The 23,318-nt window shown below is 73.5% G+C and carries 20 protein-coding genes; 15 read left to right on the top strand and 5 right to left on the bottom strand.

Features of this window, described 5'->3' with window-relative positions:
- Window positions 1–20: 20 nt before the first annotated feature.
- Both ABGB05_RS05850 and ABGB05_RS05845 read right to left on the bottom strand, forming a co-directional pair.
- A complete protein-coding gene (locus tag ABGB05_RS05850; RefSeq protein ID WP_347652122.1) occupies window positions 21–599 on the bottom strand; it encodes a hypothetical protein in 579 nt (192 codons plus the stop codon).
- Window positions 600–710: 111 nt separating this feature from the next.
- Complete coding sequence (locus tag ABGB05_RS05845; RefSeq protein WP_347652243.1) at window positions 711–5,276, bottom strand: ATP-dependent helicase; 4,566 nt, start codon at window positions 5,274–5,276, stop codon at window positions 711–713.
- A gap of 202 nt (window positions 5,277–5,478) precedes the next feature.
- Between ABGB05_RS05845 and ABGB05_RS05840 the strand changes: the two genes are divergently transcribed.
- The 13 genes from ABGB05_RS05840 to ABGB05_RS05780 all read left to right on the top strand — a co-directional run bounded on the left by ABGB05_RS05840 (window position 5,479) and on the right by ABGB05_RS05780 (window position 18,826).
- Complete coding sequence (locus ABGB05_RS05840) at window positions 5,479–5,940, top strand: hypothetical protein (protein ID WP_347652120.1); 462 nt, start codon at window positions 5,479–5,481, stop codon at window positions 5,938–5,940.
- Window positions 5,941–6,142: 202 nt separating this feature from the next.
- Entirely contained in the window at window positions 6,143–8,980 is a 2,838-nt protein-coding gene (locus tag ABGB05_RS05835; protein WP_347652118.1) for a Na+/H+ antiporter subunit A, read from the top strand.
- Window positions 8,977–9,501 (top strand): Na(+)/H(+) antiporter subunit C, encoded by a 525-nt coding sequence (locus ABGB05_RS05830; protein ID WP_347652116.1) that lies wholly within the window; start codon window positions 8,977–8,979, stop codon window positions 9,499–9,501. The genes ABGB05_RS05835 and ABGB05_RS05830 overlap by 4 nt, the downstream gene beginning before the upstream one ends.
- On the top strand, window positions 9,498–11,003 hold the full coding sequence (locus ABGB05_RS05825; protein ID WP_347652114.1) for a Na+/H+ antiporter subunit D: 1,506 nt from the start codon (window positions 9,498–9,500) through the stop codon (window positions 11,001–11,003). Before ABGB05_RS05830 ends, ABGB05_RS05825 begins: the two co-directional genes overlap by 4 nt.
- Window positions 11,004–11,080: 77 nt before the next feature.
- Window positions 11,081–11,632, top strand: coding sequence for a Na+/H+ antiporter subunit E (locus ABGB05_RS05820; protein WP_347652242.1), 552 nt, complete (start codon window positions 11,081–11,083; stop codon window positions 11,630–11,632).
- Window positions 11,629–11,889, top strand: a complete 261-nt coding sequence (locus ABGB05_RS05815) for a monovalent cation/H+ antiporter complex subunit F (protein ID WP_347652113.1) — start codon at window positions 11,629–11,631, stop codon at window positions 11,887–11,889. The genes ABGB05_RS05820 and ABGB05_RS05815 overlap by 4 nt, the downstream gene beginning before the upstream one ends.
- Window positions 11,886–12,245, top strand: coding sequence for a monovalent cation/H(+) antiporter subunit G (gene mnhG, locus ABGB05_RS05810; protein ID WP_347652112.1), 360 nt, complete (start codon window positions 11,886–11,888; stop codon window positions 12,243–12,245). The genes ABGB05_RS05815 and mnhG overlap by 4 nt, the downstream gene beginning before the upstream one ends.
- Before the next feature lie 28 nt (window positions 12,246–12,273).
- The gene (locus ABGB05_RS05805; RefSeq protein ID WP_347652110.1) at window positions 12,274–13,479 is read left to right on the top strand and encodes a histidine kinase; all 1,206 of its coding nucleotides are present in this window, start codon (window positions 12,274–12,276) and stop codon (window positions 13,477–13,479) included.
- A gap of 80 nt (window positions 13,480–13,559) precedes the next feature.
- Window positions 13,560–14,237, top strand: a complete 678-nt coding sequence (locus ABGB05_RS05800; protein ID WP_347652109.1) for a response regulator transcription factor — start codon at window positions 13,560–13,562, stop codon at window positions 14,235–14,237.
- A 137-nt stretch (window positions 14,238–14,374) separates the two neighbouring features.
- Window positions 14,375–14,983 carry a hypothetical protein gene (locus ABGB05_RS05795; protein ID WP_347652107.1) on the top strand — a complete coding sequence of 203 codons (609 nt, stop codon included), beginning with the start codon at window positions 14,375–14,377 and terminating at the stop codon, window positions 14,981–14,983.
- 263 nt (window positions 14,984–15,246) lie between these two features.
- On the top strand, window positions 15,247–16,584 hold the full coding sequence (locus tag ABGB05_RS05790) for a hemolysin family protein (RefSeq protein WP_347652106.1): 1,338 nt from the start codon (window positions 15,247–15,249) through the stop codon (window positions 16,582–16,584).
- 73 nt (window positions 16,585–16,657) lie between these two features.
- Window positions 16,658–17,722: a hemolysin family protein gene (locus tag ABGB05_RS05785; protein ID WP_347652104.1), complete on the top strand. Its 1,065-nt coding sequence runs from the start codon at window positions 16,658–16,660 to the stop codon at window positions 17,720–17,722.
- Between the two features lie 84 nt (window positions 17,723–17,806).
- Window positions 17,807–18,826 carry a sporulation protein gene (locus tag ABGB05_RS05780; RefSeq protein WP_347652103.1) on the top strand — a complete coding sequence of 340 codons (1,020 nt, stop codon included), beginning with the start codon at window positions 17,807–17,809 and terminating at the stop codon, window positions 18,824–18,826.
- An 81-nt stretch (window positions 18,827–18,907) separates the two neighbouring features.
- On the opposite strand, the gene leuE is transcribed toward ABGB05_RS05780, so the two are convergent.
- On the bottom strand, window positions 18,908–19,600 hold the full coding sequence (gene leuE, locus ABGB05_RS05775; RefSeq protein WP_347652241.1) for a leucine efflux protein LeuE: 693 nt from the start codon (window positions 19,598–19,600) through the stop codon (window positions 18,908–18,910).
- Window positions 19,600–20,862: a bifunctional pyridoxamine 5'-phosphate oxidase family protein/GNAT family N-acetyltransferase gene (locus ABGB05_RS05770; RefSeq protein WP_347652102.1), complete on the bottom strand. Its 1,263-nt coding sequence runs from the start codon at window positions 20,860–20,862 to the stop codon at window positions 19,600–19,602. Before ABGB05_RS05770 ends, leuE begins: the two co-directional genes overlap by 1 nt.
- Before the next feature lie 51 nt (window positions 20,863–20,913).
- Between ABGB05_RS05770 and ABGB05_RS05765 the strand changes: the two genes are divergently transcribed.
- Window positions 20,914–22,254 carry an aminotransferase class I/II-fold pyridoxal phosphate-dependent enzyme gene (locus ABGB05_RS05765; protein ID WP_347652101.1) on the top strand — a complete coding sequence of 447 codons (1,341 nt, stop codon included), beginning with the start codon at window positions 20,914–20,916 and terminating at the stop codon, window positions 22,252–22,254.
- A gap of 29 nt (window positions 22,255–22,283) precedes the next feature.
- Window positions 22,284–22,982: a UdgX family uracil-DNA binding protein gene (locus ABGB05_RS05760; protein WP_347652100.1), complete on the top strand. Its 699-nt coding sequence runs from the start codon at window positions 22,284–22,286 to the stop codon at window positions 22,980–22,982.
- A 42-nt stretch (window positions 22,983–23,024) separates the two neighbouring features.
- Here ABGB05_RS05760 and ABGB05_RS05755 read toward each other — a convergent pair whose 3' ends face one another.
- Window positions 23,025–23,249, bottom strand: coding sequence for a hypothetical protein (locus ABGB05_RS05755; RefSeq protein WP_347652098.1), 225 nt, complete (start codon window positions 23,247–23,249; stop codon window positions 23,025–23,027).
- Window positions 23,250–23,318 lie beyond the last annotated feature (69 nt).

The following is a 23,318-nucleotide window of genomic DNA, read 5'->3' as shown; positions in this document are numbered from 1 at the left end:
GCGCCGCCGGCGACCGTCGGTCAGGAGGGTGGGGCGAGCGATTCCCGGATCAGGGTGACCACCTCCGCCCAACTGTCGACCGGGGTGGCCCAGTCGGGCAGTGCCGGATCGGCCAGCTGCTCGCCGGTCCCACCCCAAAACAGGTAGCGGTGCGGCACCGTCTCCAGATGCGCCAGCACGTCGAGACGGTCGTCCACGAAGTGGGTGACCCCGAGGCGCTGACAGACCGGCGCCTTGTCCCGCCGTTCCCGTACGAAGTGCAGGTTGTCGGTGGGGATGCCGGTGCGGTCGGCGAAGTCGTGGTGCTCCAGCCAGGCGCGGGTGTTGGCGGCGACCTTCGGGCCGGCCTTGGAGACGACGTGCACCCGTCCGGCGAAGAGTCCGGTGGTCAGCGCGGCGAGCGCCTCGAAGACCCCCGCCGTGGCCGGGGTCTCCAGGGGTCGACTGCCGAAGAACGAGGTGTCCTCGTCCCGACCGGAGAGTGCGACGATCACCCCGCCGACGTCGACCCCGAGCGTCGGGGACCGCAACCATCCCGGGCCACGGTACGGGGCGGGTGTGCCGCCCGGTCCGCCCCGCCCGACCCGCTGTCGTGCCACTGTCCGCACCCGACCCGTTGACGAATTGTCGATCATGCTGAGGTCAGGCTATCGGCGGTCGCAAGCCGATTACCGGCTGCCGGGGCGGCGTCACCAGCTGCCCGGTGCGGCTCAACCCCGTAGTCGCAGACCGCGCGGGGTGGTCCGGAAACCGGCGGCGGTGAGCGCGTCCCGCAGCGGGGAGGCGTGCACGGAACCGCCGTCGGCCCGTTCCACCGCGAGTACGCCGAGCGCGCCGGAGCCGACCGCCGAGGCGAGCGCCCGGGCCGCGGCGGCCAGCGCCTCCGCGTCGTCCACAAAGGAGAGCAGGGTACGGCCGCCCCGTTCGACGTACAGCACGAGCTCGCCGCCGACCAGCACGACCAGGGCACCCGCCTTCCGCCCGGCCCGGTGCCCGGTCGCGGAGCCGCCCGGCTCGACGGTCCCGTCCCCGGAGTCGACGACCCGGGGTGGCCAGGGCAGCGCGGCGCCGTACGGGTTGGCCGGGTCGGTGGCGGCCAGCACCCGGGCCAGCACCCCGGACCGGCGTACCGACTCCTCCGGCTCGGCCAGCGCCCGCAGCCGGTCCACCGCACCCGGGACCGCGAACTGCGCGGCGCCGAGCCCCTCGACAAAATAGCCGCGCCGGGCCGCGCCGCGTTCCTCCAGCGCGGCCAGCACCGGATAGACGGCGGCGAACCCGCCCGGGACGCCCTCGGCGACCACCGCCCCCCGGGTCACCACCCCGTGCCGTTCCAGCAGCACGTCGGCGAGGGCGGCGGCCCGCCGGGTCGGGTCGGTGTCCCGGTCGGGCAGCCGCGACCAGCGTCCGGCCATCGTCGGCGGCCCGGTCCGGGTCGGCATCGTCGGCCGCCCCGGGCGCCGGAAGCGGGTCCGGGGCGCACCGGCCCGGACCCGGTGCGCACCCCCGCCGCCGAGCAGCGCCCGCAGCGGCGCCAGGGTGTCGTTGGTCAGCCAGCCGGCCCAGACCAGGTCCCAGACCGCGCCGACCAGTGCCTCGTCCCCGACCAGCCCCGACTCGGGCAGCGCGGTGCCGACCCGGTCGGCCAGCGACCGGAAGAACAGCGCCTGCCCGTCGGCGAGCGCTGCCAGCACCGCCTCGTGCAGCGGGGTCAGGGTCAGCGCCTCGTCGGGCGGGGGCAGCAGCAGCGGTGCGGTGTCGGCGTACGCCAGGGTCAGCCAGCCGTCCCCCCGGCCGATCGCCCCGGCGCCGGCCCAGACCACCTCACCACTGGCGCAGAGTTCGTCGAGGTGGGCGGGGGAGTAGTCGGCGACCCGGGCCGGCAGGACCAGGCTCTCCAGCGCCGAGGCCGGCACCGCGACCCCCTGCAGCTGCTCCAGCACGGCGGCGACCGCCTCCACCCCCCGGGCCGCCGCGCCGACCTGCTGCCAGCGGGGCAGGAAGCCGGCCAGCACCCGGGCCGGCACCGGCTCGATCTCCCGGCGCAGCGCGGCGAGCGAGCGGCGGCGCAGCAGCCGCAGCACCTCCGCGTCGCACCACTCGGTGCCGGTGCCGGTCGGCGAGAACTCCCCGGAGACCACCCGTCCGTCGGCGCCGAGGCGGCGCAGCGTCTGTTCGACCACAAAAACCCCGAGCCCGAACCGGGCCGCGCAGGTCGCCGCCCCGAACGGGCCGTGCGTGCGGGCGTACCGGGCGACCAGATCTCCGAGCGGGTCGGCCACCGGTTCCAGGTACGCCTGCGCGACCCCGACCGGCAGCGCCACGCCGAGCGCGTCGGCGTACCGGCCGGCGTCCTCGACCCCGATCCAGCGCTCCTCGCCGGCGACCCGGACCCGCAGGATCCGCCGCGCCCCGGCCAACCCGGTCAGCCAGTCCGGCGCGACCCCGCGTCCGGTCAACTCCTCGTCGGAGAGGTCACCGAGCAGCCGGAGCAGCTCGACCACGTCCTCGGCGTCGCGGGGGCGGCGCTGCTCGGTCAGCCAGCGCAGCTGTCGTTCGGTCTCGGCGACCACGCCCGGGTCCAGCAGCTCCCGCAGGTCGACCCGGCCGAGCAGCTCGCCGAGCAGGGCCGAGTCCAGGGCCAGCGCGGCGGCCCGGCGTTCGGCCAGCGGGGCGTCGCCCTCGTAGAGGAAGGCGCCGACGTAACCGAAGAGCAGCGACCGGGCGAACGGCGACGGCCGGGGCGTCTCCACCTCGACCAGCCGGACCCTGCGGGCGGCCACCTCCCGCATCAGGGCCACCAGGCCGGGCAGGTCGAAGACGTCCTGCAGGCACTCCCGGGCCGCCTCCAGGGTGATCGGGAAGTCGGCGTACTCGCGGGCCACGTCGAGCAGTTGGGCGGCGCGCTGCCGCTGCTGCCAGAGCGGCTGGCGGCGGCGCGGGTCGCGGCGGGGTAGCAGCAGCGCCCGGGCGGCACACTCCCGGAACCGGGCGGCGAACAGCGCCGAGGCGCCTACCGACTCCTCGACCAGCCCGGCGATCTCCTCCGGGTCGAAGGCGACCAGGTCGGCGCCGGGCGGATCCTCGGCGGTGTCCGGCAACCGGATCACGATGCCGTCGTCGGAGGGGACCACCTGGGCGTCGACGCCGTACCGCTGCGCGAGCCGGCGGCCGATGGCCAGCGCCCACGGGCCGTTGACCCGTGCCCCGAGCACGCAGTGCACGGTCACCCGCCAGTCGCCGAGCTCGTCGCGGAAGCGTTCGACCAGCACCGTCCGGTCGTCCGGCACCGACCGGGTCGCCGCCTGCTGCTCACGCAGGTACGCCACCAGGTTGCCGGCCGCCCAGTCGTCCAGCCCACCGGCGCGCAGCCCGGCCCGGGCCGTCTCGTCGTCGCCGGCCCGGACCAGCCCGCGCAGCCGGGCACCGATCGCCCGGCCCAGTTCCACCGGGCGGCCGAGCTGGTCACCCTTCCAGAACGGCATCCGGGCCGCCTGCCCGGGGGCGGGGGAGACCAGCACCCGGTCCGGGGTGATGTCCTCGATCCGCCACGACGACGAGCCGAGCAGGAAGACGTCGCCGACCCGGGACTCGTAGACCATCTCCTCGTCGAGTTCGCCGACCCGAGCGGCACGCTGGGCACCGGCCAGGAAGACGCCGAAGAGTCCCCGGTCCGGAATGGTGCCGCCGCTGGTCACCGCGAGCCGCTGCGCGCCCGGCCGGCCGGTGAGCACGTCGGCCGCCCGGTCCCAGACCAGCCGGGGCCGCAGCTCGGCGAAGGCGGTCGACGGATAGCGCCCGGAGAGCATGTCGAGTACGGCGTGCAAGGCCGAGTCGGGCAGCTCGGCGAAGGGCACCGCCCGACGGACCAGGGCCGCCAGGTCGCCGAGCCGCCACTCGTCGAGCGCGACCATCGCGACCACCTGCTGGGCGAGCACGTCCAGCGGGTTGCGCGGATAGTGCAGCTCCTCGATCGTACCGTCGGTCATCCGTTCCGCGACCACCGCACAGCTGACCAGGTCGCCCCGGTGCTTCGGGAAGACCACCCCCCGGGAGACCGCGCCGACCTGGTGCCCGGCCCGGCCGACCCGCTGCAGCCCGGCCGCGACGCTCGGCGGCGCCTCGATCTGCACGACCAGGTCGACCGCGCCCATGTCGATGCCGAGCTCCAGGCTGGAGGTGGCGACCACGGCCGGCAGCTGACCGGACTTGAGCGCCTCCTCGATGTGCTGGCGTTCCTCCCGGGAGACGCTGCCGTGGTGGGCCCGGGCGATCACCGGCGGTGCGCCGGCCGCCGCCCCGGACTGCGCCATGATCTCCGCCGGCAGCCGGTCCGGGGGCAACGGCCGGGCCCCCTCGGACTCCTCCGCCGCCAGCTCGTTGAGCCGGGCGCAGAGCCGTTCGGCGCTGCGCCGCGAGTTGGTGAAGACGATTGTCGAACGGTGGGCCCGGACCAGCGCGTACACCCGTTCCTCGACGGCCGGCCAGATCGACGCCCGGCGGGGTGTGCCGAGCCCGTCGTCGTCCGGCTCCGGCTGCTCGTCGAGCCGGGTCATGTCCTCGACCGGCACCTCGACGCTGACCTCGATGGTCTTCGCGGTGGCCGGCTGCACCACGGTCACCGGGCGGGCGCCGCCGAGGAACCGGGCGGTGGTCTCGATCGGCCGGACGGTGGCGCTCAGCCCGATCCGCTGCGCCGGGGCGGGCAGCAGCGCGTCCAGCCGCTCCAGGGAGAGCGCCAGGTGGGCGCCGCGCTTGGTGCCGGCCACCGCGTGCACCTCGTCGACGATCACCGTCTCGACACCGCGCAGCGAGTCCCGGGCGGCCGAGGTGAGCAGCAGGAAGAGCGACTCCGGAGTGGTGATCAGGATGTCCGGCGGGGTACGGGCGAACGCCCGGCGCTCGTCGGCCGGGGTGTCGCCGGTCCGCATCCCGACGGTGATCTCGGGTGGCGGCAGACCGAGCCGGGACGCGGCGTGCCGGATCCCGGTCAACGGAGCGCGGAGGTTGCGTTCGACGTCGACGGCGAGCGCCTTGAGCGGGCTGACGTAGAGCACCCGACAGCGCTGTCGCGGGTCGTCGGGTGCCGGCCGGCGGGCCAACTGGTCCAGCGACCAGAGGAAGGCGGCCAGGGTCTTGCCGGATCCGGTCGGTGCGACCACCAGGGCGTTGTGCCCACCGCCGATCGCCCGCCACGCCCCGGCCTGGGCGTCGGTGGGCGCGGCGAACGCGGCGGCGAACCACTCCCGGGTCGCCGCCCCGAACGGCTGCAGCACGTCGGTCACCCGCCAATCCTGCCCGGTCGGTCCGACATTCGGCGCGGCACGGATGGTCCCGATCCTGGCGGAACGGGGGATCGGTACCTGTTTGATCGTTGGTATCGCCGGAGATGAGGGCTAAGTCTCACTTAACTGCTTGCGGTAGGTGTGCGACCTAAAGTAACTTCGCCGAAACCTGAGTCGTGCCGAGGGGGCCCGGATGACCAGCGTTCCGCGCGACATCCCGATGGTTGGCGACGCCCCGGCCACGTCCGCCGTACCGGGGGCCGCGGCGGTGTCCGCCGTACCGGAGGCCGGCGGGGGCGAGACCGACGTGCTGGCCCGACGGGTGGAGACGTACCTGTCCGTGGCGCGGACCGCGCTGCGCGGGCCCGACCTCGAACTCGTCGAGCGGCTCGCGGTGACCCTGCGGCACCTGGTCGCCGACACCACCGCCGCCAGCGCCGCCGACCGGGCCCGGGTCCGGGCCGCCGTGCACGCCCTCGTGCTGCGTCGCGAGGCCCACGGCCGGGTGCTGCCCCGACGGTCACTCGCCGCCGCCCAACAGGTGATCAACCAGGTGGTCCGCCAACTCGGCCGGCCGGACCTGGCGGTGCACAGCACCCCGGACGGCGTCGTGGCCGGCCCGCACCCGGTCGACTCGCCCTGCGCCGTCTGCTGACGATCGCACTCCGCCCGGCACCTGCCGGCGGTGTCGTCCCGCGACCCCGCGCCGACCGGGGCGGGCCGGGTCGGTGTCGGGGTTGATTCCGGCAAACCGCCGTCTTTGTCGGCGGCCGTGTCGTCTGATCCTTGGTGAGGCGCCGGGGCGGTGAGTCCGGGATCTCCGCCGGGAATCCGCGCCGACACCACCGGGAGTGTTGATGCTGGTGCTGCTGGCCCTCCAGTTCGGGGCGGCCTCCGTCGCACCCGTGCTGGTCCGGTGCTGGGGGCGACGTGCCTGCTACCCGCTCGCGCTCGCCCCGGCCGCGGCGCTCGGCTGGGCGGTCGGACACACCGCCCGGGTCACCGACGGCGGTGCGGTCGTCGAGACGTACCCGTGGGTGCCGGGGCTCGGGCTCGACCTGGCCCTGCGGGTCACCACCCTCTCCTGGCTGATGGTGGTGCTGGTCGGCGGGATCGGCGCCCTGGTACTGGTCTACTGCGCCGGCTACTTCGACGCGGACGAGCCCGGCCTCGGGCGGTTCGTCGCGATCTTCGTCTGCTTCGTCGGCGCCATGCTCGGCGTGGTCGTCGCCGACAACCTGCTGCTGCTCTACGTTTTCTGGGAACTGACCAGTGTCTGCTCGTACCTGCTGATCGGACAGCACCCGGAGCAGGCGGCCAGCCGTCGCGCCGCCACCCAGGCGCTGATCGTCACCACCCTGGGCGGGCTGGCCATGCTGGTCGGCTTCATCCTCGTCGGCGAGCACGCCGGCACGTACCGCTGGTCGGAGATCGAGGCCCGCCCGCCGCCGGGCGGGGCCTACCTGGTCGTGGCAGTGCTGCTGATCGTCGCCGGTGTGGTCACCAAGTCGGCGCTCTTCCCCGCCAGTTTCTGGCTACCGGCCGCGATGGCCGCGCCGACGCCGGTCAGCGCCTACCTGCACGCCGCCGCGATGGTCAAGGCCGGGATCTACCTGGTGGCCCTGCTCGCCCCGGTTTACGCCGACGTCGGTCCGTGGCGCCCCCTGCTCTTCGTCGCCGGTGCCGGCACCATGCTGCTCGGCGGCTGGGCCGCGCTGCGGCAGGTCGACCTCAAGCTGCTGCTGGCGTACGGCACGATCAGCCAGCTCGGGATGCTGACCGTGCTGGTAGCCGCCGGCGACCCCGACGCCGCCCTCGCCGGAACCACACTGCTGCTGGCGCACGCCCTGTTCAAGGCCACACTCTTCCTCGTGGTCGGGATCGTCGACCAGCGGGCCGGCACCCGGGACCTGACCGTGCTGTCCGGGCTGTGGCGGCGGATGCCGCTGGTCGGCGCGGTCGCGCTGCTCGCCGCCGCCTCGATGGCCGGAGTGCCGCCACTGCTCGGCTTCGTCGCCAAGGAGGCGGTCTTCGAGGCGTTCGTCGGCGACCCGCCGTTGCTCGCCGCCCTGGTCGCGGGTTCGGCGCTGACCGCCGGTTACACGGCCCGGTTCGTCTGGGGCGCCTTCGCCGACCGACCCGGTGCCGAGCCGACCCCGACCCGCCCGGTCGAGCCGGTCCTGCTGCTGCCGGCCGCCGCGCTGGCCGTCGCCGGGCTGGCGCTCGGCCCGTTCGCCGGCGGAGTCGGCGAGGCGCTTCGCACGTACCCCGGGGTGTTCGGGGCCACCGACCACCACCTGGCGCTCTGGCACGGCCCGGGGCTGGCGCTCGGCCTGTCGGCCACCGCCCTTGCCGGCGGCCTGCTGCTCTTCGTGCTCTTCCGCCCGGTTCGTCCAGCCCTGGCCCGGCTGCGGGCACCGTTCGACGGCGACACCGCCTACCAGTACGTCGCCCGGGTCCTCGACCGGCTCGCCGTCGAGGTGACCGGGGCGACCCAACGCGGCTCGCTGCCGCAGTATCTCGGCATCATCCTGCTGGTCCTGGTCGTCGGGCCCGGCGGCGTACTGCTGTTCGGAGACGTCCGGCCGCACGTGGCCGCGCACTGGGAGAACCCGCTCCAGGCGGTCGTCGGCGTGGTGCTGGTGGTGGCGGCGGTGCTCGCCGTCCGGGCCCGCCGCCGGCTCACCGCGGTGATCCTGGTCGGGCTGACCGGATACGGCACCGGTCTGCTCTTCCTGCTGCACGGCGCGCCGGAGGTGGCGCTGACCCAGTTCCTGGTCGAGACGGTCACCATCGTGATCTTCGTGTTGGTGCTGCGCCGGCTACCGACGCATTTCTCCCGCCGGCGGCTGCGCCGCATCCGGTGGGGACGGATCGGACTCGGTCTGGCGGTCGGCACGGTGATGGCCGGACTCGTCCTGGTCGCCCGGGCCAGCCGGCAGGCCGCGCCGGTCTCCGAGAACTTCCCCCAACTCGCCCGGGACTTCGGGTACGGGCGCAACGTGGTCAACGTGATCCTGGTCGACATCCGGGCCTGGGACACCCTGGGGGAGATCTCGGTGCTGGTCGTCGCCGGCACCGGAGTGGCCAGCCTGATCTTCCAGTTCCGCCGGCGCCCGTCCCGTGCCCGCCGGCCGGACCTGCCGGCGCCCGGGCCGGAGCGGGTCTGGCTGCGGGCCGGATCGACCCTGCACATCCGACGCCGGTCGATCGTGCTGGAGGTTGTCGTCCGGCTGATCTTCCACACCATCGTGATCTTCTCCATCTTCCTGCTCTGGTCCGGGCACAACGGCCCCGGCGGCGGTTTCACCGGAGGGCTGGTGGCCGGCCTCGCGCTCGCGCTCCGCTACCTCGCCGGAGGACGACACGAACTGGACCAGGCGGCCCCTGTCGACGCCAGTGTGGTGCTCGGAACGGGTCTGCTGTTCGCGATCGGCACCGGACTGCTCGCGCTGCCGCTCGGCGGCCAGGTGCTGCAGAGCGCCCGGGTCGACGTGCACCTGCCGCTGGTCGGCGACGTGCACCTGGTCACCTCGGTCTTCTTCGACATCGGTGTGTACCTGGTCGTGGTCGGCCTGGCGCTCGACATCCTGCGCAGCCTCGGCGCCGAGGTGGACCACCAGATCGAGGTGGAGGAGGCGCCGGGTGGCGGACTGCGCACCTCCGGAGAGCAGACCCCCGGGGTACGCGGATGACGCCGGACCTGGTGCTGGTGGTTGTCGTCGGCGTGCTCTTCGCCACCGGCGCCATCCTGCTGATGGAACGCAGCCTCAGCCGGGCGTTGCTCGGCGTGATCCTGCTCGGCAACGGGGTCAACCTGCTCCTGTTGCTCACCGGCCATCCCGGCGGGGTACCGATCCTCGGCGTCACGCCCGCCGAGGAGATGGCCGACCCGCTACCCGAGGCGATGATCCTCACCGCGATCGTGATCACCCTCGGCCTCACCGCGTTCCTGCTCGCGTTGGCGTACCGGAGTTGGCAGTTGATCGGGCACGACGAGGTGCGGGACGACCCGGAGGACCGTGGGATCGTTCGCCGGGCCGAGCGGGATCAGGTCTCGGGACCGGACGACAGCACCACCGAGGGGCCGCTGGCACCGGACGGGTTCGGCGGTCTTGATCCCGAACAGGTCGACCCGGAACCGCCGCCCCGCCGGTTCGACGGTCCGGCGACGGAACCGCCGCAGCCGCCGGGCGGGACGGCGGGACCCCGATGACCTTCCTGGTCCCGTTGCCGGTGGCCCTTCCACTGCTGGGGGCGGCGCTCACCCTCGTCCTGGTCCGCCGTCCCGTCCTGCAGCGGACGATCAGCGTCGCCGCCCTGGGCGCCACCCTCGTGGTGGCGGTGCTGTTGCTCTGGTACGCCTACCGGTCCGGCCCGCAGGTCGTCCGGATCGGGGGCTGGCCGTCGCCGGTCGGCATCGTCCTGGTCGCCGACCAACTGGCCGCGCTGATGCTGGCGGTCTCGGTGGCGGTGACCCTCTGCGTGCTGCTCTACTCCGTCGGCGAGGGTCGGGCGGATCCCGGACAACACAGTCCGGTGGTCATCTACCACCCCACCTTCCTGGTGCTGACCGCCGGCGTGACCAACGCGTTTCTCGCCGGCGACCTGTTCAACCTCTTCGTCGGCTTCGAGATCCTGCTGGCTGCCAGCTATGTGCTGCTGACCCTCGGCGGCACCGAGGCACGCACCCGGGCTGGTACGACGTACGTCCTGGTCAGCCTCCTGTCGTCGCTGATCTTCCTGACCGGCGTCGGCCTGGTCTACGCGGCCACCGGAACGGTGAACATGGCGCAGCTCGCCAGCCGGCTCGACGCGCTCCCCGACGATCTCCGGCTGGCGCTGCAGCTCGTACTGCTGCTCGCCTTCGGCATCAAGGCGGCGGTCTTTCCACTCTCCGCCTGGTTGCCGGACAGCTATCCGACCGCGCCGGCCCCGGTCACCGCGGTCTTCGCCGGCCTGCTGACCAAGGTCGGCGTCTACGCGATCATCAGAAGCGAGACGCTGCTCTTCCCGGACGGCCGGACCGACGGCCTCCTGATGGTGGCGGCCCTGTTGACCATGCTGGTCGGCATTCTCGGCGCGGTCGCCCAGAACGACCTCAAGCGACTGCTGTCGTTCACCCTGGTCAGCCACATCGGCTATCTGCTCTTCGGAGTCGCGCTGGGTTCGGTGGCCGGCCTTGCCGGGGCGGTCTACTACGTGGTGCACCACATCACCATCCAGACCACCCTCTTCCTGGCCGTCGGCCTGGTGGAGCGGCGGACCGGCAGCACCCACCTGGACCGGATCGGCGGACTGGCCCGGCTGGCCCCGCTGCTCGGGATCATGTTCTTCGTACCGGCGCTGAACCTGGCCGGCGTGCCACCGTTCTCCGGCTTCCTGGGCAAGCTGGGGCTGCTGCGGGCCGGGGTGGACGCCGGCGGACTGCTACCCGGGCTGCTGGTGGCCGCCGGTTCGCTGACCAGCCTGCTCACCCTCTACGCGACCACGCGGGCGTGGAACCTGGCGTTCTGGCGTGCTCCCCGGCTGGCCGACCCGGACGCGGCTCCCGGCCTGCCGGCGCTGATGGTCGGTGCCACCACGGTCCTGGTCCTGCTCGGTCTGGGGTTGACCGTCGGCGCCGGGCCGATCTTCGACATCGGTGTCGAGGCCGCCGAGGACCTGCGTCTCCGCCTGCCGTACGTCGAAGCCGTCCTGCCCGGGGACGGACCGTGACCGGGCGGGCGGACCGGCGCCGGGGCGACCGGCCCAGGGCGGTACGGTCCGGGCCGGGGCGGGCCGGGGACGGGCGACTGAACTGGCGCCGTGCCCGGGACCAGGTCCTCACCGCCGGCTGGCTGGTGGTCGCCTGGGGTCTGCTGTGGGGCGAGTTCACCTGGGGCAACCTGGTCGGCGGGGTGCTGGTCGCCGTCGTCGTACTGGCCGTGTTCCCGCTACCCCGGGTCACCTTCGACGGCCGGGTCAGGCCGCTGGCCCTGGCCCACCTCGTCGCCCGGTTCGTCGTCGAACTGGTGGTCGCGAGCGTCCAGGTCGCCTGGGCCGCGCTGCGCCCCGGCCCCTGGCCCCGCAACGCGATCATCGCGGTGCGACTGCGGGTCCGCACCGACCTCAACCTGACGCTCACCGCCGAACTGGTGTCCCTGGTCCCCGGCACGCTCATCGTCGACGTGGACCGGGAGAGCGGCACCCTGTACGCGCACGTCTTCGACGTCGACGGCGACCTGGCGGCGGACCGGGCCCGGATCCTGGCCCTGGAAACCCGGCTCGTCCGTGCGCTCGGCTCCGCCGCGGAGCTGCGTCAACTGTCGTCCACCCACCACACCGAACCGGGAGGTACCCCGTGAACGCCGTCGCCGTCGTCATCTCCGTCCTGCTCTCGACCGCCGTGCTGCTGGCCCTGACCCGGGTGGTCCGCGGGCCCGGACCACTGGACCGGGTGGTGGCCCTGGAAGCGTTGGTGTCGATCCTGGTCGCGGTGCTCGGTGCGGAGGCGGCCCTGAACCGTCACACCAGCACGCTGCCGATCCTGCTCGCCCTCGCCATGTTGGGCTTCGTCGGCACGGTCGCCCTGGTCCGCTTCGCCGCCGGGGAGGAGGCGTGACCGGCGCGGCGGTCTGGGACGTCGTGACCGCAGGCTGCCTGATCGCCGGCGGGCTGCTCAGCCTGGCCGCCGGGATCGGTCTGGTCCGCTTTCCGGACGTGCTCTCGCGGATGCACGCCGTGACAAAACCGCAGGTTCTCGGGGCCCTGCTGAATCTGGGCGCGTTGGCGGCGAGTCTGCGTAGCGGCGCCGTCCTGGCCACCCTGGTGCTGATCGGGGTGTTCCAGTTGGCCACCGCGCCACTCGCCGCGCAGATGATCGGCCGGGCGGCGTACCGGAGCGGACGGCTGGAGTCCGCGTCGCTGATCACGGACGAACTCGCCGACCGGGACGCGGGTACGGGGCGGGGAGGCTGACTCCGCCCCCGCACCCATACTTGGGTCCATGTCCGTACCGTCGTCGCTGCTGGCCGGGGTGGTCGACCGCCTCCGGAACACCAACCCGTACGTCGTCGACGGCGCGTTGGCCGCCGCGGTCGCCGTACCACTGTCGGTGCCGTTCCTGACCTCGCCGCCGGGGCACGTGACCCTGCTCGGCGTCGTCCTGAACGTGGGTACGGTGCTGCCGCTGATCTGGCGACGGCGGGCCCCGTTCACGGTGGCGGTGCTGGTGTACGTCTTCGCCGCGCTGGTCTCACTGCACCACCGGCCCGGGCAGATGCTGCAGTACAGCGGTCTGGTCGTGATCTACACCATTGCCGACCGCGGTCGACCGTGGCAGCGGCGGCTCTTCCTCTGGGTCATCCTGCTCACCTTTCCGCCCGCGTCCTTCCTGCTGAAACGCAACACGCTCGCCGAGTTCATGTTCACCATGCTGCTGCCGCTGACCGCGTACCTGCTCGGCACGCTGGCCCGGACGAACCGGGCCCGGATCGTGGCGGTGGCGCAGCGGGCGGCGGAGCTGGAACGCGGACGGGAGGCGGACGCCGCCCGGGCCGCGGCCGAGGAGCGGAACCGGATCGCCGGGGACATGCACGACGTGCTCGCGCACGCGGTGAGTGTGATGGTGGTGCAGGCCGAGGCGGGACCGGTGCTGCTGCGTACCGAGCCGCGGCGGGCCGAACGGGCCTTCGACGTGATCGCCGAGGCCGGCCGGTCGGCGATGGAGGAGCTGTCCCGGACCCTGGGCGCGCTCAGGTCCGCGTCGGACGTCGGCGTCCGGGTGCCGCCGCCGACGGTGGCCGGGATTGCGGCGCTGGTGGACCAGGTACGCGGCACCGGCCTGCCGGTCGGGTTGACCGTGCACGGCACGGCACGGCCGCTGCCGGTCGGTGCCGAGACCGCCGGTTACCGCATCGTCCAGGAGGCGTTGACCAACACGCTGAAACACGCGGCGGCCAGCTCGGCCGAGGTACGCCTCGACTGGACCGACGACGAGCTTGTCCTCACCGTCACCGACGACGGCGCAGGCCGGGCAGCAGCGGTTGACGGTGGACTCGGGCCGAACGGTGGCCCCGGTCGTTGGGGCGGGCACGGGCTGGCCGGGATCCGGCAACGTGCGGCGGCCTGTGGCGGCACCGCCGAGATGGGACCGGGGCAGTCCGGTTTCCGGGTCCGTGCCCGGTTGCCGCTGGCCGGCGGCGGTCGATGACGCAGCGGCCGGACGGCAGGCAGTGGCCGATGGCCGGCAGTGGCCGGCGGGGAGGCGACGGGGTGACGGAGGAGGTGCCGGTGGGGAGCACGCCGGAGGGCGGGACGATCCGGGTGGTCCTCGCCGACGACCAGGAACTTGTCCGCAGCGGGTTCGCGGCGATCCTTGACGCGCAACCGGACATCAGCGTGGTGGCCGAGGCGGCCGACGGTGCCGAGGCGGTCGAGCGGATCCGCTGGCACCGGCCCGAGGTGGCGCTGCTCGACGTCCGGATGCCGACCATGGACGGGATCGAGGCGGCCCGGATCGTCTGCGCCGAGACCCGTACCCGGGTGGTGATGCTGACCACCTTCGACCGGGACGACTACGTCTACGACGCGCTCTACGCCGGCGCGAGCGGCTTCCTGCTCAAGAGCGTGCGCCGGGACGACCTGGTACACGCGGTACGGGTGGTGGCGGCCGGGGCGGCCCTGCTCGCCCCGACGGTGACCGGCCGGTTGATCGCCGACCTGATCCGGCACCGCCCCCGGCAGGAGGGCCCGTCGGCCGAGCGGCTGGCCGGGCTCACCGGGCGGGAGCGGGAGACGTTGCGGCTGCTCGGCCGGGGGCTGTCCAACGCGGAGATCGCGGCGGCGCTGACGGTCAGCGAACACACGGTGAAGACCCATGTCAGCAACGTGTTGAGCAAACTGCACCTGCGGGACCGGGTGCAGGCGGTCATCGTCGCGTACGAGACGGGGTTGGTCGGGTCGCGCTGACCCGACCCTGGTCACGGCCCCGGTCCGGGGCTCCCCCGTGCGGGGGAGACCGGGGTGGGAGTTCACCCGGCACGGCGATCCGGGACGTCCCGTGGAACCCGAGAATCGGATTCACACACCGGATCTGAGGAGTTCTCGTGAAGTACTGCTATCTCGCCGCGCCCGTGCTGCTGCTGGGCTACGGTCTGGCCCGGATGATCGACGGGATCGACGGCAGTCGTGGCCCCGGACCGGCCTGGACCATCGGCCACCTGCTGTACCTGATCTCGCTCGGGCTGTTCGGCGTGGTGCTGGTCGGGCTGCGAAACGCCCTGCCACGGTACCGGGCCGCCGGCACCGTGGCGGTGGTCGCCGGGGCCGTGGGGCTGGTCGCGTTCGTCCGAGTCGTGGTGGTCGACATCATCGTCGGGCTGCGGGCGGTCGACCGGGCCGGGATGCACGAGCTCTTCCTGCGGTACGAGCGCTCTCCCGGCTTCCTGCCCAGTGGCCTGGTCAGCGCGCTCGACCTGATCGGCCAGGTCTTCTTCCCGGCCTCGGTGATCCTGCTGACCGTGCTCGTCGCCACCGTCGCGCCGCGTCGGCTCCGCTGGTGGAGTCCGGTGCTGACGGTTGTCGGCTTCGCCCTCTTCGGCCTGAACCTGGACCTGCTGCCGCTCGGCGCGGTGGCTATGGTCTGCGGGCTGCTGCCGATGACCGGCGTGTCGGCCGGGCGCGGGCCGGTGGTGGCCGTGGCGGGCCGGCGGTAGTTGACCCTGGCGGCCGTCCGGCACACCGTCCAGTAGCCGAAGCCGTGCGTCCGCCAGTTCGCACCTACGCCGTTATGTCAGGAGCAGATTTAATTTCATACCTTACCGAGCGGACCGGTGTCGGTAATCCGACCGATGGCCGGAAGGGTTCGGTACGATGGTCGGGTGATCGACTCAACTGCCCAGGAGGGCAGCTGTAGCCAGCCGGGTCGGACCCGGCACCCATCGCACCAGTCGCGGCAGCGGGGAGCGCTGAGCCACCCGTGTTGATCGCACTCGGTCTGCTTCTGATTATCGTGCTCACCGCGGCGACGGGTTACTTCGTCGCCCAGGAATTCGGCTATGTCGCCGTCGACCGGGGCAAACTCCGCCAACTCGCCGAAGACGGGGACGTCGCCGCCCAACGGGCGCTGACCGTCACCGGACGGCTCTCCTTCATGCTCTCCGGCGCCCAGCTCGGCATCACCGTCACCGCTCTGCTCGTCGGTTACGTCGCCGAGCCGTACCTCGGTGACGGGCTCGCCGACCTGCTCGGGGTGGCGGGGGTCTCCGCCGCGGTCAGCACACCACTGTCGGTCGCGCTGGCCCTGGTGATCGCCACCGTCGTGCAGATGGTCTTCGGCGAGCTGGCCCCGAAGAACCTCGCCATCGTCCGGGCCGTACCGCTGGCCCGGGCGCTCGCCCGGTCCACCCTGATCTACCTCACGGTGGCCGGTCCGGTGATCCGGCTCTTCGACGCCGCCGCCACCCGGCTGCTGCGCCGGCTCGGCATCGAACCGGTCGAGGAGCTGCCCAGCGGGGCGACCCCCGAGGACCTGGAGCAGATCATCGCCGAGTCGCGCGAGGAGGGGCAGCTCGACGCCGAGATGTCCACCCTGCTCGACCGGGGGCTCGACTTCCGGCAGCTCACCGCCGCCGAGGCGATGGTGCCCCGGGTCGACGTGTACACCGTCCGCGCCGACGAGCCGCTGAGCAAGCTGGTCGAGATGCTCGACACCGGCCACTCCCGCTTCCCGGTCCGGGGTGCCGAGGGGGTGGACGACGTCGTCGGCGTGGTCGGCATCGCGGACGTACTCGGGGTACCGCCGGCGGAGCGGGCCAACACCCCGGTCGAGGCGGTCGCCGTACCGCCGCTGCTGGTGCCGGCGACACTGCCGCTGCCGACGGTGTTGGACCGGCTGCGGGCCGGGCACCGTCAGCTCGCCTGCGTGGTCGACGAGTACGGGGGGTTCGCCGGGGTGATCACCCTGGAGGACATCGCCGAGGAACTGGTCGGGCCGATCCGGGACGAGGACGACCCGCCGGAACGGGCGCCGATCCGGCAGGCCGACGGTTCCTGGGTGGTGCCGGCCCGGTGGCGCATCGACGAGGTCGCCGACAGCACCGGCATCACCCTGCCGGAGGCGCCCGAGTACGACACCCTCTCCGGGCTGGTGATGCGGGAACTCGGCCGGGTGCCCGAGGTGGGCGACCGGCTGGAGATCCGGCTCTCTCCGGAGGGCGACGGCGACGCCGAGCACGCCCTGCCCCGGGCACACGTCGAGGTGCTCGCCGTCGACCGGCACGTGGCCGACTCCGTACGACTGCGAGTGCTGGCATGAGCGAGCGGAGCGAGCGAATCAGTGGGCTCAGGGTTGCGGCTCATGACGGCACGGAGCGCAGCGGAGTGACGGCATGAGCGCGACGTGGGCACTTCTGATCTCCCTGGTGCTGTTGGCACTCAACGGGTTCTTCGTGGCGGCCGAGTTCGCCCTGCTGGCGAGCAAGCGCTACCGGCTGGAACAGGCCGCCGCCTCCGGCGGCCGGGCCGCCCGGGCGGCGCTGGACGGGGTCCGCGAGCTGACCCTGATGCTGGCCGGCGCCCAGCTCGGCATCACCGTCTGCACCCTGGGGCTCGGCGCGCTCGCCGAGCCGGCGATCGAGCACCTGTTCAGCCCGTTGCTGCACGCGGTGGGACTGCCGACCGCGGCCAGTCACGTGATCGCGCTGCTGCTCGCGCTCGCCATCGTCACTTTCCTGCACCTGGTGGTCGGGGAGATGGCGCCGAAGTCGTGGGCGATCACCGACCCCGAGCGGTCGGCGCTGCTGCTCGCCCTGCCGTTCCGGGGCTTCGCCCGGGTGGCCCGGCCGGTGCTGGCCGGACTCAACGGCCTGGCAAACCTCACCCTTCGGCTCGCCCGGGTACGCCCCGAGGACCAGTTGGCGCACGCGCACGGGCCCGAGGAACTGCGGATGCTGCTGCAGCAGTCGCGGGAGCACGGGCTGCTCGCCGCCGACCAGCACGAGATGCTGACCAGCATGCTCCAACTCCAGGCCACCACGGTGGCGCAGGTGATGGAACCGGTGGACCAGATCGTGTCGGTCCGCGGCGACGACACCGCCGACCGGATCGAGCAGGTGTGCCGGACCAGCGGGCGGTCCCGGTTGGCCGTACTCGACCGTCCCGGCGAGGTGGCCGGGGTGGTGCACGTCCGCGAGGCGGTCCGGGTCACCACCGCCGGCCGGGAGGCGACGGCCCGGGAGCTGATGAGCGTGCCGTTCATCCTGCCGGCGACCGCGACGGTGACCGAGGCGGTCGCCGCGATGCGTGCCGACCAGGCGCAACTCGCGCTGGTCAGCGACAACGTCGAGACCGGCCGGCCGGTCGGCTTCGTGGCCCTGGAGGACCTGCTCGAGGAGGTCATCGGGGAGTTCGACGACGAGACCGACCCGGTGCCCCGGGGCCGCCGGCTGCGCTGATCCGCCCCGGCCCGGAGCCGGGTCGGACCGGAAACCCGCACCAGGTGCGGGTTTCCGGTCCGGCGGGGCGGGAAGGACCGGCCGGTGGGTTTCGGGAGGTTCCTGCCCGGCGCGGGATTGACCGTGCGGACCGCGTTGACGAATCCGAGCACCCGGCCGGGGCTGACCCTGCCGGGCCGGGTCACCCTCATCGCCGGCCGCTCCGCGGCCACCGTCGAGCAGCTCGCCCTGGGCCTGGTCGCCCGGGTCGAGCCGGCCGACGGTTCCACCGAGTACGTGCTGACGGAGTTCCACCGGGTGTACCTCAGCGGCACGTTTGTGCTCGCCGCCGACGAGCGCCGCACGCTGGACGTCCGGGTGCCGATCCCGTGGGAGACCCCGGTGACGGTGATCAACGGACATCTCTACCTGAACCTGCGGGTGGGGTTGCGGGCCGAGGCGGCGGTCAGCCGGTTGCTCGACCGTGGCGACCTGCGCCCGGTGTACGTACACCCGCTGCCGGCCCAGGAGGGGGTGCTCAGCACCCTGGCCGACCTCGGCTTCCAGCTCCGTCAGGTCGGGCTGCTCGCCGGCCGGCTGCCCGGGGTCGACCAGCGGCTGCCGTTCCACCAACGGATCGGCTTCTGGGCCGCGCCGTTGTACGGCGGTGCGTTCAGCGAGCTGGAGGTGACCTTCTTCGCCGACCCGTACCAGGTCGAGGTGATCTTCACGCTCGACCGCCGGGTGGCGCTCGCCGGTGTCGGCCACGCCAGCATCAGCCGGTTCCGGGTCGAGCACGCCGGTGCGGCCGACCTCGACTGGCTCACCGTGGTGGACGGCTGGATCCGGTACGCGGTGGCGCGGCACGCCGCTACCGGTGCGGGCGCCGCCGGTTACCCGGTGCGGGCCGCGCCCCGGCCGGCGGCCCCGGTCCGTCCGCCAGACCGGCCGGAGGCTCATCCCGGCCCGTCCGGCACCGACACTCCGGACAGTTCACCGTCCGCCCCGGAACCGCAGGGCCCGGCGGGCTCGTCGGGACCGGGCGGCACCGACTCGGGCCGGGGCCTGCGGGAGACCTCGGGTGGTGAGGGCGGCATCGGCGGTGGCGGCGGCAGCGGAACCTGAGTGTGTGGCGGCGGCAGCGGAACCTGAGTGTGTGGCGGCGGCAGCGGAACCTGAGTGCGTTCGGCCGGGTCCGGGCGGGGCTCAGCCGATGCTGGCGGTGGCCAGCTTGAAACCGAAGCCGAGGAAGAGGGCGCCGATCCCGGTGGTGACCCCGGCGGCGAGTCGCCGCCGGGCGCGGAACTGGGCGGCCAGGAAGGTGCCGGTGAAGATCAGCGTGGTCAGGTACAGCGCGCTGACCACCTGGGCGATCAGTCCGAGTAGCAGGAACGACAGCGCCGGGTAGCGGTAGTCCGGGTTGACGAACTGGATGAAGAACGAGATGAAGAAGAGGATCGCCTTCGGGTTGAGCAGGCTGATCACCACCGCGCGTCGGAACGGGCGGTCGACCACCCCGGCCGGGCGCGCGGTGTCGGTCTGACGTGCGGTGTCGGCCTGCCGTGACGGCGCCGGGGCGTTGCGGGCACGCCAGCGCCGCCACGCGCCGCGCAGCATGGTCAGCCCGAGATAACCGAGGTACGCCGCGCCGACGTACTTGATCACGAGGAAGACCGGTGGGTACGCGGTCAGCAGCGACGCCACCCCGGCGGCGGAGAGCAGCATCAGGACCGCGTCGCCGAGGAAGACCCCGGCGGCGGCCCGGTAGCCGGCGCGTACCCCGGTCCGGGCGGCGGTGCTGAGCACAAAGAGCGAGTTCGGTCCGGGCAGCAGGATGATGGCGACGGTGCCCAGCACGTACGTCCAGATGTCGGTGATTCCCAGCACGCCGGACATCATCACCCCACGGGTGTCCCTGGACGAAGTTTTTTCCGCAGCTCAGCCTGTGCTTCCGGCCACTCGTCGGCGAACATCGCGTACTGCACGGTGTCCCGCCAGGTGCCGTCGGGGCGCAGCCGGTGCCGGCGCAGCACCGCCTCCCGGGTCGCGCCGAGCCGTTCGATGGCCCGCTGGGACCGGACGTTGCGGATGTCGGTGTGCCAGACCACCCGTTCCGCCCCCAACTCGTCGAAGGCCCGGCCCAGCAGCAGTAGTTTCGCCTCGGTGTTCGCCCCGGTACGCCACCAGCGGCGGCCGAGGAAGGTGTGTCCGATCGCGACCGCCCGGTGGACGGGGTTGATCTCGTAGTACGAGGTGGTGCCGGCGACCTCGCCGGTGTCGGCGTCCCGGATCACCCACGGCACCCGCTCACCCCGCCAGGCCGCGTCCAGGGCGTCCCGGACGATGCCGGCGAGGTCCGCCGGGCCGGTCGGCGCCGGCACGCTCAGGAACGACCAGACCTCCAGGTCCCGGGTGGCCGCCCAGAGCCCGTCCGCGTGGGACTCGGCGAGGGGTTCGAGCCGGACGTGGTCGCCGGCCATCGACACCGGGACGTGCCAGGGCGAGGGGGTGCTCCGTAGGTACTCGGGCAGCGGCGCGGTGACTCCGGCGTCCGGCTCGGGCCGTCCGGCGACCAGACGCAGCGGCAGTACCCCGGCCCAGTGCGGCAGGGCGTGGTCCGCCGGTTCGTCGACGACGCCGCCGGTGCGGGTCCGGACCGAGACCTCGCGCAGCGGCAGGGCGAGCACCGCGGTCTCGGCGAGTTCCCTGCGGGTCGGCGGCCGGCTGTCGGCGGCCCGGCCCCGGCCGACCTTCTCCACCAGGGCGGTCATCGCGGCCCGCTTCTCCGCCTCGTCGGTGACCAGGTGGGCGGTGCCGTGCGCGATGACGGACCGGTAGTTGGCGCTGTGGTGGAACTGTGAGCGGCCGTAGACCAGGCCGTCGAGCGAGGTGACCGCGACGCAGACCGGCAGGCCGGCCGCGCCCCGGGCGGCGAGCAGCGGGCGGCTTCCGGTGGAGCCGTGCAGGTAGAGCGTTTCGCCGACCCGGACGTGCAGGGTGGGCAGCAGCCGGGGTTCACCGTCCACGGTGAACCCGAGGTGGCAGTGGTGGGCCTCGTCGAGCAGGTCGTGGGCGGCGGTCCGCTGGTAGCTGATCCGGCCCCGGTCCCGGCTCGCGGTGGTCCGACCGGTCTGTTCGTACGTCGCCGTCGAGCTGTCCATCCGCGCGACCTCCTTGCTCCAGGTAATTTGTTCTAGTACAATCTCAGAACTGTGGCAGCACATTATCAGATCGCCGGTACGACGGCAGCCGAGATTTCCGCCAGCGTGGAGAGCGGGGTACGCACCAACGCCCTGCCCGCCGGCACCCTGCTCCCCGCCGTCCGGGCCCTCGCCACGGAACTCGGCGTCAGCCCGGGCACCGTCGCCAAGGCGTACCAGGTGCTCCGCCAACGCGGTGTGGTGGAGACCGCAGGCCGCAACGGCACCCGTGTCCGCCCCGAACCGCCGGTCGGCGGACGCCGGGCCGACCTGCGGCTGCCCGCCCCGCCCGGCGCCCTCGACCTCTCCGTCGGCGGCCCCGACCAGCGACTGCTGCCGCCGCTCGGCCCGCACCTGGCGAAGCTCGCCGCCGAGACCGGCGAACCGACCGGCTACGAACGCGGCGGCGTGCTGCCCGAACTGGTCGACGCGGCCCGGGACCGGCTGACCGCCGACGGCGTACCGGCCGACGCCGTCACCGTCACCGGCGGCGCCTCCGACGGCATCGAACGGCTGCTCGTCTCCAACCTGAGCCCCGGTGACGCGGTCGCGGTCGAGGACCCCGGCTGGGCCAACCTGATGGACCTGGTCGCCGCGCTCGGGCTGCGGATCGTGCCGATGCCGGTCGACGACGACGGGCCGACCCCGACCGGCCTGCGGGCGGCCCTCGCCGCCGGTGCCCGGGCGGTCATCGTCACCAGCCGGGCCCACAACCCGACCGGGGCCGCGGTCACCGCCGACCGGGCGGCGCGGCTGCGCGAGGTGCTGGCCGGACACCCCGACGTCCTACTCATCGAGGACGACCACGCCGCCGAACTCTCCGTCGAACCGCTGCACCCGCTCGCCGCGGCGACCGCCAACTGGGCGTTCGTCCGGTCGGCGAGCAAGCCGTACGGGCCGGACCTGCGGCTCGCCATCCTCGCCGGGGACGAGGCGACCGTCGCCCGGGTCGCCGGGCGGCTGCGGGTCGGCGCCGGCTGGGTCTCCACCGTGCTGCAGCGGCTCACCCTCACGCTCTGGCGGGACCCACGGGTGGCCGACCGGATCGACCGGGCCCGCGACGGGTACGCCGGGCGGGTCACCGCGCTGCGTACCGCGCTCACCGAACGCGGGCTGACCGCGTACGGGCGTACCGGGATCAACGTCTGGGTGCCGGTCCCCGACGAGACCCGGACCGTCGCCGGACTGCGCGACGCCGGGTACGTCGTCGCCCCCGGCGCCCTCTTCCGGCTCGGCAGCGCCCCCGGCATCCGGATCACGGTCAGCCCGCTGACGGCCGCCGACATCGTTCCGCTGGCCGACGCGGTGGCCCGGGCCGCCGCCCCCGCCACACCGACGACCCTGAGTGCGTGACGTCGGAGGTATGGGGTAGAACCTGCGGCATGTCGGAAACCGAGACCGCCCCCGGGGCCCAGGAATTCATCCCGTCGAACGCGAGGACCCTGGCGGACCTGCGCACCGCCTCCGGCGGCTGCCGCGGCTGCGAACTGCACCGCGACGCCACCCAGACCGTCTTCGGGCGGGGAGACGAACGCGCCCGGGTGGTCTTCGTCGGCGAACAGCCCGGCGACGTGGAGGACCGGCAGGGACTGCCTTTTGTCGGACCGGCCGGACACCTGTTGCGCCGGGCCGTCGACGAGGCCGGGATCGACCCGACCCAGCTGTACATCACGAACGCGGTGAAGCACTTCCGCTTCGAGTCGCGCGGCACGCGACGCATCCACAAGACACCCGACGGGACGCACATCGTGGCCTGCCGGCCCTGGCTGGTCGCCGAGTTCGCCCGACTGCGTCCGGAGGTTGTCGTGGTGCTCGGCGCGACCGCCGCGAAGGCGTTGCTCGGGCCCTCGTTCCGGGTCACCCGCTCCCGGGGTGTGGTGCTGCCCTGGCCGGAGTCCGCGCAACGGCCGCAGGACTTCGCCCAGGTGCCGGTCGGACCGACCGGTCAGCAGGCGTCGGTGGCACAGACCCGGCTGGTCGCCACCATCCACCCGTCCGCGGTGCTCCGCGCCGACGACCGGGACACCGCGTACGCCGGACTCGTCGCCGACCTGAAGGTGGCCGCCGGCGTGCTCAGCTGACCCCGTCCGGCCGGGCACCGGAGCTCCCCGCCCACCGGCGGCTCACTCCGTCATCCCGACCAGGTCGGTCCGGACCCAGCGCATCGTCCATCGGCCGTCGTCGTCCGGTCGTGGCCCCCGTGCGTACAGGTGCTCGGCGCCCGGCCCGGACGGCCGCGCGTCGGCCAGCACCCAGCGCGCCGGCGGCAGCCCGCCCGGCTCGGCCGGCAACTCCAGCAGCCTGCCGTCGGCGGGACCGTCGGTGAGGCGGACGGTGACCGTGTCCATTCCTCCGTCGTACCGTACGCCGGTACGGAAGGGCCCCTTCTTGACGCTTTTTGTCGAGGAAGGGTCCTT

This window comes from Plantactinospora sp. B5E13, from assembly GCF_039871775.1.
GTDB lineage: Bacteria > Actinomycetota > Actinomycetes > Mycobacteriales > Micromonosporaceae > Plantactinospora.
Note: the sequence above shows the minus strand (reverse complement) of the source record. Positions and strands in the feature narration are given on the sequence as shown.